General features: G+C 67.9%; 14 protein-coding genes. 8 read left to right on the top strand and 6 right to left on the bottom strand.

The window, feature by feature from the left end; genetic code table 11:
* Positions 1 to 146 precede the first annotated feature (146 nt).
* Positions 147 to 2,486: an ATP-dependent helicase gene (locus tag Q7P21_RS15655; RefSeq protein ID WP_304177805.1), complete on the bottom strand. Its 2,340-nt coding sequence runs from the start codon at positions 2,484 to 2,486 to the stop codon at positions 147 to 149.
* Between the two features lie 167 nt (positions 2,487 to 2,653).
* Between Q7P21_RS15655 and Q7P21_RS15660 the strand changes: the two genes are divergently transcribed.
* Positions 2,654 to 2,890: a hypothetical protein gene (locus Q7P21_RS15660; RefSeq protein ID WP_304177807.1), complete on the top strand. Its 237-nt coding sequence runs from the start codon at positions 2,654 to 2,656 to the stop codon at positions 2,888 to 2,890.
* A 2-nt stretch (positions 2,891 to 2,892) separates the two neighbouring features.
* Complete coding sequence (locus tag Q7P21_RS15665; protein ID WP_304170920.1) at positions 2,893 to 3,072, top strand: hypothetical protein; 180 nt, start codon at positions 2,893 to 2,895, stop codon at positions 3,070 to 3,072.
* A 27-nt stretch (positions 3,073 to 3,099) separates the two neighbouring features.
* Here the strand turns inward: Q7P21_RS15665 and Q7P21_RS15670 are convergent, their stop codons facing one another.
* A complete protein-coding gene (locus Q7P21_RS15670) occupies positions 3,100 to 3,312 on the bottom strand; it encodes a ribbon-helix-helix domain-containing protein (RefSeq protein WP_304177808.1) in 213 nt (70 codons plus the stop codon).
* A gap of 125 nt (positions 3,313 to 3,437) precedes the next feature.
* Between Q7P21_RS15670 and Q7P21_RS15675 the strand changes: the two genes are divergently transcribed.
* Positions 3,438 to 4,205 carry a Coq4 family protein gene (locus Q7P21_RS15675; RefSeq protein ID WP_304170911.1) on the top strand — a complete coding sequence of 256 codons (768 nt, stop codon included), beginning with the start codon at positions 3,438 to 3,440 and terminating at the stop codon, positions 4,203 to 4,205.
* Between the two features lie 88 nt (positions 4,206 to 4,293).
* On the opposite strand, the gene Q7P21_RS15680 is transcribed toward Q7P21_RS15675, so the two are convergent.
* Together Q7P21_RS15680 and Q7P21_RS15685 are read right to left on the bottom strand one after the other, a co-directional pair.
* On the bottom strand, positions 4,294 to 4,470 hold the full coding sequence (locus Q7P21_RS15680) for a DUF4169 family protein (protein WP_304170906.1): 177 nt from the start codon (positions 4,468 to 4,470) through the stop codon (positions 4,294 to 4,296).
* The gene (locus tag Q7P21_RS15685) at positions 4,467 to 5,357 is read right to left on the bottom strand and encodes a DUF6807 family protein (RefSeq protein WP_304177809.1); all 891 of its coding nucleotides are present in this window, start codon (positions 5,355 to 5,357) and stop codon (positions 4,467 to 4,469) included. Before Q7P21_RS15685 ends, Q7P21_RS15680 begins: the two co-directional genes overlap by 4 nt.
* 111 nt (positions 5,358 to 5,468) lie before the next feature.
* Between Q7P21_RS15685 and Q7P21_RS15690 the strand changes: the two genes are divergently transcribed.
* Positions 5,469 to 5,705 (top strand): DUF2171 domain-containing protein, encoded by a 237-nt coding sequence (locus Q7P21_RS15690; protein ID WP_304170901.1) that lies wholly within the window; start codon positions 5,469 to 5,471, stop codon positions 5,703 to 5,705.
* A 15-nt stretch (positions 5,706 to 5,720) separates the two neighbouring features.
* On the opposite strand, the gene pyrE is transcribed toward Q7P21_RS15690, so the two are convergent.
* The gene (pyrE, locus tag Q7P21_RS15695) at positions 5,721 to 6,257 is read right to left on the bottom strand and encodes an orotate phosphoribosyltransferase (protein ID WP_304170899.1); all 537 of its coding nucleotides are present in this window, start codon (positions 6,255 to 6,257) and stop codon (positions 5,721 to 5,723) included.
* Positions 6,257 to 7,459, bottom strand: coding sequence for a pyridoxal phosphate-dependent aminotransferase (locus Q7P21_RS15700; protein ID WP_304177811.1), 1,203 nt, complete (start codon positions 7,457 to 7,459; stop codon positions 6,257 to 6,259). The genes pyrE and Q7P21_RS15700 overlap by 1 nt, the downstream gene beginning before the upstream one ends.
* 175 nt (positions 7,460 to 7,634) lie before the next feature.
* Here Q7P21_RS15700 and Q7P21_RS15705 point away from each other — a divergent pair, with 175 nt between their 5' ends.
* From Q7P21_RS15705 to Q7P21_RS15720, 4 genes are all read left to right on the top strand, one after another.
* The gene (locus tag Q7P21_RS15705) at positions 7,635 to 7,778 is read left to right on the top strand and encodes a hypothetical protein (RefSeq protein ID WP_304170895.1); all 144 of its coding nucleotides are present in this window, start codon (positions 7,635 to 7,637) and stop codon (positions 7,776 to 7,778) included.
* Between the two features lie 57 nt (positions 7,779 to 7,835).
* Positions 7,836 to 8,576: a TVP38/TMEM64 family protein gene (locus Q7P21_RS15710; protein ID WP_304170893.1), complete on the top strand. Its 741-nt coding sequence runs from the start codon at positions 7,836 to 7,838 to the stop codon at positions 8,574 to 8,576.
* Entirely contained in the window at positions 8,576 to 9,196 is a 621-nt protein-coding gene (locus Q7P21_RS15715) for a glutathione S-transferase family protein (protein ID WP_304177813.1), read from the top strand. The genes Q7P21_RS15710 and Q7P21_RS15715 overlap by 1 nt, the downstream gene beginning before the upstream one ends.
* A gap of 211 nt (positions 9,197 to 9,407) precedes the next feature.
* Positions 9,408 to 10,997 carry a 2-isopropylmalate synthase gene (locus Q7P21_RS15720; protein WP_304177814.1) on the top strand — a complete coding sequence of 530 codons (1,590 nt, stop codon included), beginning with the start codon at positions 9,408 to 9,410 and terminating at the stop codon, positions 10,995 to 10,997.
* Positions 10,998 to 11,149 lie beyond the last annotated feature (152 nt).

Raw genomic sequence — 11,149 nt, forward strand, 5'->3', positions numbered from 1 at the left:
ATCAGCAGCAGGACCTCGCCGTCCTCCGGCCCGTGAGCGTCATATTCGAAGGTCAGGCCGTTGGCGGTGATCTGCGGCATGGGGGTTTCCTTGCGTCCCTGAGGTTTGGCGGAACCTTAGGGAGGGTGGGGAGCCGAGGGAAGGGCTCACCCCTTCTCCACGAAGCTGTCGATGACCTTCTTCTCGCCGGCCTTTTCGAAAATGACCGTCAGCTTGTTGCCCTCGACGGCCTTGACCTCGCCATAGCCGAACTTCTGGTGGAAGACCCGGTCGCCGCGCTTGAAGTCGCTGGCGGCGGAGGTCTCCGAGACAGCGACCAGGCGGCCTTCGCCCTCGATCACCTGCTGGCGACCCAGGTGGCCGCCCTTGTAGTTGCGCTCCTGGGCGCGCTTCCAGCCGGGGGAGGAATAGCCGGCGCCGAAGGCCGGGGTCTCGTCCCAGCGGCTGCCATGCTGCTGCATGCCGGGGCCGCCGCCGTAATAACCGGTCTCCGAGCTCGCCTCGACATTGGCCAGGGGCAGTTCGTCGACGAAGCGGGAGGGCAGCTGGCTGGTCCAGCGGCCATAGACCAGGCGGTTGGCGGCGAAGGAAATCCGCGCCTCTTCCCGGGCCCGGGTGATGCCGACATAGGCCAGGCGGCGCTCTTCCTCGAGGCCCTTCTCACCCTTCTCGTCGACGCTGCGCTGGGAGGGGAAGACGCCTTCCTCCCAGCCGGGCAGGAAGACCAGCGGGAACTCCAGCCCCTTGGCCGAGTGCAGGGTCATGATCTGGACGGCGTCGGCCTGGGGCCCGCGATCCATGTCCATGACCAGGGAGACGTGCTCCAGATAGGCCTGCAGGTTCTCGAACGATCCCACCGACTGGACCAGTTCCTTGAGGTTCTCCAGCCGGGTCTGGGCGGTGGGCGTCTTGTCCAGCCGCAGCATGTCCGTATAGCCGCTCTCCTCCAGCACCTGCTCCATCAGGCGCGGCAGGGGCAGGACCTCGGTCTGGGCTCGCCAGCGGTCGATGTCGCGCAGGAAATTGGCCAGAGCCGTGCGCGTGCGGGCCGGCAGTTCATCGGTCTGGACGATCTGCCGGGCGGCGACGAAGGCGGTGACCCCGCCCAGCCGGGCGATCTGCAACAGCTTCTGGACCGTGGTGTCGCCGATCCCGCGCTTGGGCTGGTTGACGATCCGCTCGAAAGCCAGGTCGTCGTCGGGCGACTGGATCAGCCGCAGGTAAGCGTGGGCGTCGCGGATTTCCGCCCGCTCGAAGAAGCGCGGGCCGCCGACCACCGTGTAGGGGATCGAGAGCAGCACGAAGCGCTCTTCAAACGCCCGCATCTGGAAGGAGGCGCGAACCAGGATCGCCATGTCGCGATATTTGCGCGGCTCCTTGTCGGCGCCGCCGCGCTTGGCGCGCTCGATCTCGTCGGCGATCAGCCGGCTCTCGGCCTCGCCGTCCCAGACGCCGCGCACGATGACCTTCTCGCCGCCGTTCTGCTGGGTCCACAGGGTCTTGCCCAACCGGCCCTTGTTGGCGGCGATGAGGCCTGAGGCGGCGGCCAGGATGTGGCTGGTGGAGCGATAGTTGCGCTCCAGGCGGATCACGGTCGCGCCCGGAAAGTCGCGCTCGAACCGCAGGATGTTGTCCACCTCGGCCCCGCGCCAGCCATAGATCGACTGGTCGTCATCGCCCACGCAGCAGACGTTCTGGCGCTTCTGGGCCAGCAGTCGCAGCCACAGGTACTGGGCGATGTTGGTGTCCTGGTACTCGTCGACCAGGATGTAGCGGAAGCGCTCGTGATAGTCGGCCAGCACGTCCGGATGGCCCAGGAAGATGGTCAGGTTGTGCAGCAGAAGGTCGCCGAAGTCGCAGGCGTTCAGCACCTTCAGCCGGTCCTGATAGGCCTGGTACAGCTTCTGGCCCTTGTTGTTGGCGAAGTGCGCGCCTTCGGCCGGCGGCAGCTTCTCCGGCGTCCAGCCCCGGTTCTTCCAGTGGTCGATCAGGCCGGCCAGGGTCTTGGGCGTCCAGCGCTTGGCGTCGACGTTCTCGGCTTCCAGCAGCTGCTTGATCAGCCGCTCCTGATCGTCGGTGTCGAGGATCGTGTAGTTGGATTTCAGCCCCACCAGCTCTGCGTGGCGGCGCAGGATCTGGGCGGCGATGGCGTGGAAGGTGCCCAGCCAGCGCAGGCCCTCCGCCTGGGGGCCGATGATGTGGGTGATGCGTTCCCGCATCTCCTTGGCCGCCTTGTTGGTGAAGGTGACCGAGAGCAGCTCCCAGGGCTTGGCCCGGCCGGTGGCCAGGATGTGGGCCAGCCGGGTGGTCAGCACCCGGGTCTTGCCGGTGCCGGCGCCGGCCAGCACCAGGACGGGCCCCTCGGTCGCCTCGACGGCGGCCCGCTGCTCGGGGTTCAGCCCTTCCAGATAGTCAGGACCGCGCACGCGGGCGAGATCGCTGACGCGGGGGGCGGGGGCGGGATCGAACGAGTCAGACGAGGACATTGGACGTCATTTAGCATGCGATGCGCGAAATTCGCACCCAGGCGTTCGCGGTGCGTTCCGCCAAGCCATAGAGCCGTCTGCTGCAGTCGCGTTCACCGGGAACTGAAGGATCGTCCTCGGCGTTAGAGACCGCAGGTCCCGCCCATCGGGCGGGTCAGACGCGGGGGATGGCGATGGTCGCGGGGTCGCGGCGGGTGCGATCGGGGGGTGGCCAGCTGTCGCGGCTGTTGCTCGTCATGGCCCTGCTGGCCCTGGCCGCCGCGGCCGGGGGCTATTTCGCCTGGTCCGGCGCCCGGGACGCGCCGGCGCAGGGACCCTCCGGGATTTCCGTCCGCCTGCCTTTGCCGCCGGCCCTGCCGCGTGGGCCGCAGGCGCCGGGCCCGGTCCTGCGGATGGCGAACTGACCATGGGCCTGGATGATCGCGAAGGGCCGCCTCCGCCGCCACCGCCAGGACCGCCGCTGCTCTGGGCCATGGGCGCTGTCCTGGCCGTGGTGGCCTTTGTCCTGCTGTTGCGGCTGTTGCATCCGCCGACCCCTGTGGTGCGCGGCGGACCGCCGGCCAACGCCGAGGCCCTGGCGCCCTAGATCGCCCGTGTCACGGGGCCACGGCGCTCAGCGGGCGCGGACATATTCCAGAGCCGCCACCCGACAGGCCGAGGCCAAGGGACCGCCCTGGCGACCTTCGTCGAGCCTGGCGATCAGCCCGGCCAGGCTGAGCCGTTCCGCCGCCGCCATATCCTCCAGCACCGCCCAGAACTCCGGCTCCAGGGCCAGGGACGTGGCGTGGCCGGCCAGCAGGATGGAGCGCTTCTTCAATCGAGCCATGGGCCTTAGTCGACCGAACGGGGCGGGGGCGCAACGGGGGAAATTGACGGGACGTTCATCGGTTGCAATAAAGATGACACATCCGTCACTTTCAATCCAAGCATTGTTCAGTTATAGGGATGGCCATGACCGCGACCGTGATCGATCTGAACCCGGCGACCCGCCCGCTGCCCAAGCCCAAGTTGCAATGGGGCGTGGCGTTGAAGGCCGTCCGCAAGCTGCTCAATGACAAGGAGGACACCGGCCAGGTGTTCGAGATCATGCGAGCGTTGAACGGCACATCCGTCGCCGACGGCTATCACCGTCTGCTGACCACCGTGCAGGGTGGCCGCATCGCTTATGAGCGCAAGGAACTGGCCGCCCGGCTGATGGATGACGCCTGGCTGGACAGCTTCGCGCCGGGCACGGTGGGCGCCGCCTATCGCCATTTCATCCGCAGCGAGAACCTCTCCGCCGAAGGCCTGGCCGAGGTCAGCCGCTCGGTCGGCAATGAGGTCGAGATCGCCCATCCCTATGCCTGGTTCGGCCGCCGCAACCGCGACGTCCACGACATCTGGCACATCCTGTCCGGCTATCATCGCGACGCGCTCGGCGAAGCCTGCCTGGTGGCCTTCTCCTACGCTCAGACCAAGGGCCTGGGCTGGGCGCTGATCGGCGTCGCCGCCGCGCTCCGCGTCCGTGATGGGGTCCATCCCTACGCCCGGGCCATCTGGCAGGGCTACAAGCGCGGCAAGGCCGCCGCCTGGCTGCTGGGCGAGGACTATGAGGCGCTGCTGAACGAACCGCTGGAGGCCGCGCGCCGCCGGCTGAACATCACCCCCGCCACCCTGTACAACGCCATCCCGCCGGAAGCCCGCGACAGCGCCGTACCGGCGCGGCAGATGGCGGCCTGAGGCTCTACCCGCCGGACCCAGTTCCGACCGGCGGCCATGGGGCGGGGGAGAGTCGAGCCTCCTCCGCCTCAATCTCAGCCCATCCAGATCAGTCCTCGCGCTTGGCCCCGTCGAGCGTGCGCTCGGTCTTGGCCATCTCAAGCTTGCTCACCGCCTTCTCGCCCTTGGTGCGGCCGAACTTCGCGCGGTTGGCCGCGGCCGTCGCCTTGGCTTCAACCTGGGCGCGGGCCTTGCGGGCCTTGTTGAGATTGACGATCTCGCTCATTTCGCCGGGCTCCGGGGCTGGATCACCAGGGTCTCTTCCAGATGCAGCGGCGTGTCCCGGGTCAGGTTGAACGGCGCGCGACCGGGAAAGGCGCAGTTCTGCATCGAGTGCGTGTTGCGCAGGACCCACTGGGTGATCGGCGCCCCCTGCGCCTTGCAGGCCAGGCCCACGGCCCAATTGGGCAGGCCGGCCTCGCGGGCCCAGGTGAAGCCCATGGCCGGGCCGGCGGCGATCTGATCCTGGGCGGGGGCGATCACCCGGCCCTGGGCGGCGAAGGTCAGCTTGTCGGGGCGCGCCAGGCGCAGGGCGAAGCCGCCATAGCCCTTGGAATCCTCGCTGCCCCCGAGCGACAGACCCTCGACGCGCGGCGTGACGGTGGTGTCGAAGGCGATGCGCCGCGCGCCCTTCACCAGGGGATAGACCGTGATGGCGGTGACTTCGCGGGCCACATAGACGAGCTCGCCGCCGGTGGAAACGATCCAGTCGGTGTCGAGCGTCAGCGTGCCGGAGCCGTCGACCCGGCCCTGGAACTTGGTGTCCTTCACGACATAGGTCAGCCCGCCCATGCCCCAGCCGTCGGCGACCAGCTGGCCGTTCAGCCGCACCTGCCGCCAGGCCCAGAAGACGCCGCGTTGTTCCGGAAAATCGGTCGCCCGGTCCTCGGTCAGCAGGGTCCCGTCCGGCGCGTAGAGCGGGTGGACATAGTTGGCGCGGCCGGGCTGGGCCGGGTCCTGGGTTCGGGCGCGATAGACGAGGACCGTGCGGCCGTCGTCGGTGATCGTCACCTGATCCGGGGCCAGCTTGGCGTCCACGGCGGCCTGGGCCTGGGAAGAGCCAAACAGGGCCAGGGCGCCCGTGAGGGCGGCGGCCAGGCGGAAGCGGGGCATGGACGAACTCCGGTGCGGCAGGGCCAGAATAACGCGGTCACCCGCAGCTGCGCCATGAACTCTTCGACAGGAAGGGCGTTTTGAACGGATCCTCAATCCAGGAGACACACCATGATGCAAGCTGAAAACATCCGCGAACATATGGAAGTCATCGGCTCGGACGGCGGCCATGTGGGCCGTGTCGACCATGTGGCCGGCGGCGACATCGAGCTCGCCAAGCTCGATCTGGGCGGTGGCTTCAAGCACCACCTGATCCCGTTGAGCTGGGTCGACAGCATCGAGGACGACAAGGTCTCGTTGAATGTGACCAAGGACGCCGCCAAGGCGGCCTGGCGCGAAAAGCACTAAGGCCGGAGGCAGGGCCTAAACGGCTCCAGCCTCGTTGAGGTCGTCGCGCGTCAGGGCGGGCCAGACCGGCAGATCGAGCCCCTCGATGCGCGGCGGTCCTTCGCCGCGCCAAATGGCGCAGACCACGCCCATCACCTCGGCGCCGGCCTCTTCGAGCAGGCGGGCCGCGTCGCGCACCGCGCCGCCGGTGGTGATCACGTCCTCGATCATCACCACCTTGAGGCCGGCGACCGATCCGCCCTCGACGGCCAGGCAGGTCCCGTAGTCCTTCGCCTTCTTGCGCACGAAGGCGGCGGGGGTTCCGCTGGCCAGCGACATGGCGGTGGCGATCGGCACGCCACCGAGTTCCAGGCCCGCCAGCACCTGCGCGCCCGCCGGAACCAGCGGCGCCATGGCGGCCGCCATCCGGGCCAGCAGGCGCGGATCGGCTTCGAACCGGTACTTGTCGAAATATTCGTCCGAGACCTGGCCGGAGCGCAGCTTGAAGCTGCCCTTCAGCCGGGCGGCGGCGTTGATGTCCGCCGCCAGGGCGAGCCGGGCGGCGGGGTCCATCATTTCACCGAGGCGCAGAAGCGCTGAATGCGGCCGCAGGCGTCTTCCAGCACGGCGTTGGAGGTCGCGTAGCTGATGCGGAAGAAGGGCGAGAGGCCGAAGGCTGCGCCGAACACCACCGAGACGCCCTCCTGCTCCAGGAGCTCGACGGCGAAGTCCTGGTCGCTGGTGATCACCTTGCCGGACGGGCTGGTCTTGCCCAGCAGCTTCTCGACCGACGGATAGACATAGAAGGCGCCTTCCGGGGTCGGGCACTGGATGCCATTGGCCTGGTTCAGCATGGAGACCACCAGGTCGCGGCGTTCCTCGAACAGCTTCGCGTTCGGCTTGATGAATTCCTGGGTGCCGTTCAGCGCCTCCACCGCCGCCCACTGCGAGATCGAGCAGGGGTTCGACGTGGTCTGGCTCATGACCTTGGCCATGGACTTGATCAGGCTCTCCGGCCCGGCCGCGTAGCCGATCCGCCAGCCGGTCATGGCATAGGCCTTGGAGACCCCGTTCATGGTCAGGGTGCGGTCATAGAGCAGGGGCTCGACCTGGGCGATGGTCCAGAACTGGAAGTCGCCGAACACCAGGTGCTCGTACATGTCGTCGGTGAGGATCCAGACATGCGGGTGGCGCAGCAGCACGTCGGCGATCGCCCGCAGCTCCGCCTTGGTGTAGGCGGCGCCCGAGGGGTTGGACGGCGAGTTCAGGAACACCCACTTGGTCCGGGGCGTGATCGCGGCTTCCAGGTCGGCGGGCTGCAGCTTGAAGCCGGTCTCGGCCGATGTGGCGACAGCCTTGGCCTCGCCGCCGGCCAGCAGCACGATGTCCCAATAGCTGACCCAGTAGGGCGTCGGGATGATCACCTCGTCCCCGGGGTTCAGGGTCGAGATCATGGCGTTCCAGATCACCGGCTTGCCGCCGGGCGAGACGTTCACCTGGCTCACCTTGTAGGTCAGGCCGTTCTCACGCTGGAACTTGCCGATGATGGCTTCCTTGAGTTCCGGAATGCCGTCGACATTGGTGTACTTGGTTTTGCCATCGCGGATCGCCTTGATGGCGGCTTCCTTGATGTTTTCCGGCGTATCGAAGTCGGGCTCGCCGGCGGCGAGGGAGATCACGTTTCGGCCCTGCGCTTTCAGTTCGCGGGCTTTCGCGTCCGCCGCCAGGGTGGCGGAGGGCTTGACGCGAGACAGCGCGGCGGATTCGAGCGACATGGCGGGGAAACTCCCGAACAGGTTTGAAGGAACGGGCGCGGTTTAGCCGAAGGGGACGGCGAGGCAAAGCCGGGAAGGGGAAGTTCCGGCGTCTTTCGATCGCCACAGTGCTATAAGGCCTACGCCCCCAGGCCAACGCGCGCCGCGCGAAGCCCCGGGGCGCGAAAGGACTTTCATGTCCAAGATCCTCCGACCTCTGCCCGCGCCCCGTGGCGGGCTGCACGATCCGCGCTCGACCGGCGCCGGCTCGACCCTGAAGAGCCCGGTCTCGGTGCGTAACGACCCGCGCTCCACCGGCGGCGCCTACCGGCCGCGCTGAGGTCCCCGATCCCTCCGCCGGCTTGACCCGCGCCCGGGAACGGGCGAACGGAGCGGCATGCGGCGGATCCTGAGCTTCCTGACCGAGATGGACGCCCAGGCGTGGCGAACGCTGGCGGTGTCCTTCGTGCTGTTCGGCGGGGTGGGCGTGGTCTTCCTGTTCGGGGCCCAGGTGCTGGGCTTCAACGGCGAGGCCACGGTGCAGGACTGGCTGAAGGCGGCCAGCGGTCCCTGGTCCCTGCCGGTGGCGGTCTCGGCCTTCGCCCTGCTGGCCTTCATCGGGGTGCCGCAGTTCGTGCTGATCGCCGCCGCCGTGGTGGCGTTCGGGACCTGGACCGGCTTCGCCTATAGCTGGATCGGCACCATGGTCTCGTCCCTGGTCGGCTTCTATCTGGGCCGGTTCGCCGGGGCCCGCGCGCTGAAGACTCTGTCCGGCGAGAGCATGCAGCGGTTCATGGACCTGGTCGGCCGCAACGGCTTCCTGGCCAGCCTGATCGTGCGGCTGGTGCCGTCCGCCCCCTTCATCGTCGTCAACATGGCCGCCGGGGTGACGCCGATGCGGGTGGTCGACTTCACGGCCGGGACCGCGCTCGGCATCATTCCCAAGATTGCGCTCACCGCCTTTGCCGGCACCTCCATCGTGGGGGCCATGAGCGGGGGCGGCGGCGGACTGAAGCACATCGGCGCCCTGATCGCCGTCGCCGCCCTATGGATCGGCATCGGCTGGTTCGCGCGGCGCTGGCTGAAGTCCCGCGAGGCCGCCGCGGCGACGGGCGCAAGCCCCTCTGGAGAGACCTGATGCTCAAGCTCTATTCCTTCAGGGGCACCATTGGCCTGGCCTGTCACATCGCCCTGGAGGAGGCCGGGGCCGACTATCAGGTGGAGTGGGTCGACTTCGCCCGGAACGCCCAGCGCCAGCCGGACTATCTGGCGATCAATCCGAAGTCGCGGGTGCCGGCCCTGGAGACCGCGCAGGGCGTGCTGACCGAAGCGCCGGCCATCCTGAGCTACATCGCCCAGACCCATCCGGCCGCGAAACTGGCGCCGTTCGGTGACGCATTCGCCATGGCCCAGGTTCAGGCCTTCAACACCTATCTCTGCTCGACTGTTCACGTGGCCGCCGCCCATCGCTACCGCGGCTACCGTTGGGCCGATGATCCGGAAGCGCTGAAGGACATGGCGCGCAAGGCGCCGCTGGTGGTCGCCGACTGCTTCGCCCTGATCGAAGCGAATCTCGTCCAGGGGCCGTGGGTGATGGGCGAGGCCTATTCGATCTGCGATCCCTATCTCTACACCCTCACCAGCTGGCTGGAGCGGGACGGGATCGATCCTGCGCCCTATCCGAAGGTGATGGCGCACTTCGCGCGCATGACCGCGCGACCGGCGGTCAGCAAGGTTCTTGCCCAAGTGGCGGCCTGAAGCCGCAGCCCGCGCAAGACTGTTGCGCACCTGTCGTCGATTCAGTACATATCTCACCATGCGTAACCCGTCGCACAGCCAGCTTCTTCTCTCGCTGGGGCTTAGCCGCCCCTGGGCGCCTCTGTAGGCTGCGCTTCTTCGCGGCCGGGCGCTTCAGGGGATGACCCTTCAGCCCAAGCCGATTAAAAGACCCCGCGAAGAGAGCTAGATCATGACCGTATCCGCCAACGATTCCGCCCAGGCCCCCGTGCGCGACGCGCGTGACCGGGTCATCGTCTTCGACACCACCATGCGTGACGGCGAGCAGTCGCCCGGCGCCTCCATGTCCCTGGAGGAGAAGCTGGAACTGGCCAAGATCCTCGAGGAAATGCGCGTCGACGTGATCGAAGCCGGCTTCCCGATCGCCTCGAACGGCGACTTCGAGGCCGTCCGCGCCATTTCCGAGATCGTCACCGAGAGCACCATCTGCGGCCTGGCCCGGGCCGGCATGGTCGATATCGAGCGCTGCGCCGAGGCGATCCGCCCGGCCAAGCGCGGCCGGATCCACACCTTCCTGTCGACCAGCCCCAGCCACCGCGACCACATCCTGCGCGCCAGCCAGGAAGACATTCTGGAGATGATCACCAAGTCGGTCACCCACGCCCGCAACCTGTGCGGCGACGTGGAATGGTCGGCCCAGGACGCCACCCGCACCGAGCAGGACTTCCTGCGCCGCTGCGTCGAGGCGGCGATCAAGGCCGGGGCCGGCACGGTGAACATCCCCGACACGGTCGGCTACACCTATCCCAGCGAATACGCCGACATCTTCCGAGACATCATCGAGAACGTGCCGGGCGCCGACAGCATCATCCTGTCCACCCACTGCCACAACGACTTGGGCCTGGCCGTCGCCAACAGCCTGGCCGGGGTGCAGGGCGGGGCGCGTCAGGTCGAGGTCGCGGTCAATGGCATTGGCGAACGGGCCGGCAACGCGGCCCTGGAAGAAGTGGTCATGGCGCTGAAGGTGCGCGGCGACCGGCTGCCCTATTTCACCAATGTCGAGCCGCAGCACATCACCCGCGCCAGCCGCTATGTCTCGGCGATCACCGGCTTCCCGGTGCAGTTCAACAAGGCGATCGTCGGCAAGAACGCCTTCGCCCATGAGAGCGGCATCCACCAGGACGGCATGCTGAAGGACCGCGGCACCTACGAGATCATGAGCCCGGAGACGGTGGGGCAGGGCGGCTCCAACCTGGTCATGGGCAAGCACGCCGGCCGGGCCGGGTTCCGCGAGAAGCTGCGGACCCTGGGCTATGAGCTGGGCCAGAACGCCCTGAACGAGGCGTTCCAGCGCTTCAAGGACCTGGCCGACAAGAAGAAGCATGTCTTCGACGACGACATCGTGGCCCTGGTCGACGACGCCCTGGCCTCGGGCGCCGACCGCATCCAGGTCAAGGCCCTGCGGGTCATCGCCGGCACCGAGGGGCCGCAGGAAGCCCAGCTGACCGTGGCGGTCGACGGGGTCGAGCGTTCGGCGACGGCCACCGGCGACGGTCCTGTCGACGCGGTGTTCAACGCCATCCACGAGGTGGTGCCGCACACGGCGATCCTGCGCCTGTTCCAGGTGCACGCGGTCACCGAGGGCACGGACGCACAGGCCCAGGTCTCGGTGCGTCTGGAAGAGGACGGCCGCATCGCCACCGGCCAGGCGGCGGACACCGACACCTTGACCGCCTCGGCCAAGGCCTATGTGAACGCCCTGAACAACCTCTTCGCCCGCAAGGAAAAGAGCGCGCCGGACGCCATAGCGTCGGGGTTCTAGTCGCTACTCTCCCTTCCCTTCATGGGGAGGGGAATTGCATATGGAAATCTGCGAGGGCTTGGCTGCTCCTCTCTTGGGGGAGCTGTCGCCCGCTTGGGCGACTGAGGGGACCCTTGATGGTCCATTTGAGCCGTTCGCAGGTCAGCTGAGGG

The sequence above is a fragment of the Phenylobacterium aquaticum genome, assembly GCF_947378715.1.
In the GTDB taxonomy this organism is placed as follows: domain Bacteria; phylum Pseudomonadota; class Alphaproteobacteria; order Caulobacterales; family Caulobacteraceae; genus Phenylobacterium; species Phenylobacterium aquaticum_A.

Coding starts and splice junctions, on each gene's coding strand:
- Q7P21_RS15665 (WP_304170920.1), top strand. CDS start 2,893: ATGGGCCTGGATGATCGCGAAGGGCCGCCTCCGCCGCCACCGCCAGGA.
- Q7P21_RS15670 (WP_304177808.1), bottom strand. CDS start 3,312: ATGGCTCGATTGAAGAAGCGCTCCATCCTGCTGGCCGGCCACGCCACG.
- Q7P21_RS15720 (WP_304177814.1), top strand. CDS start 9,408: ATGACCGTATCCGCCAACGATTCCGCCCAGGCCCCCGTGCGCGACGCG.
- Q7P21_RS15690 (WP_304170901.1), top strand. CDS start 5,469: ATGATGCAAGCTGAAAACATCCGCGAACATATGGAAGTCATCGGCTCG.
- Q7P21_RS15660 (WP_304177807.1), top strand. CDS start 2,654: ATGGCGATGGTCGCGGGGTCGCGGCGGGTGCGATCGGGGGGTGGCCAG.
- Q7P21_RS15705 (WP_304170895.1), top strand. CDS start 7,635: ATGTCCAAGATCCTCCGACCTCTGCCCGCGCCCCGTGGCGGGCTGCAC.
- Q7P21_RS15655 (WP_304177805.1), bottom strand. CDS start 2,486: ATGTCCTCGTCTGACTCGTTCGATCCCGCCCCCGCCCCCCGCGTCAGC.
- Q7P21_RS15685 (WP_304177809.1), bottom strand. CDS start 5,357: ATGCCCCGCTTCCGCCTGGCCGCCGCCCTCACGGGCGCCCTGGCCCTG.
- Q7P21_RS15700 (WP_304177811.1), bottom strand. CDS start 7,459: ATGTCGCTCGAATCCGCCGCGCTGTCTCGCGTCAAGCCCTCCGCCACC.
- Q7P21_RS15715 (WP_304177813.1), top strand. CDS start 8,576: ATGCTCAAGCTCTATTCCTTCAGGGGCACCATTGGCCTGGCCTGTCAC.
- Q7P21_RS15680 (WP_304170906.1), bottom strand. CDS start 4,470: ATGAGCGAGATCGTCAATCTCAACAAGGCCCGCAAGGCCCGCGCCCAG.
- Q7P21_RS15710 (WP_304170893.1), top strand. CDS start 7,836: ATGCGGCGGATCCTGAGCTTCCTGACCGAGATGGACGCCCAGGCGTGG.
- Q7P21_RS15675 (WP_304170911.1), top strand. CDS start 3,438: ATGACCGCGACCGTGATCGATCTGAACCCGGCGACCCGCCCGCTGCCC.
- pyrE (WP_304170899.1), bottom strand. CDS start 6,257: ATGGACCCCGCCGCCCGGCTCGCCCTGGCGGCGGACATCAACGCCGCC.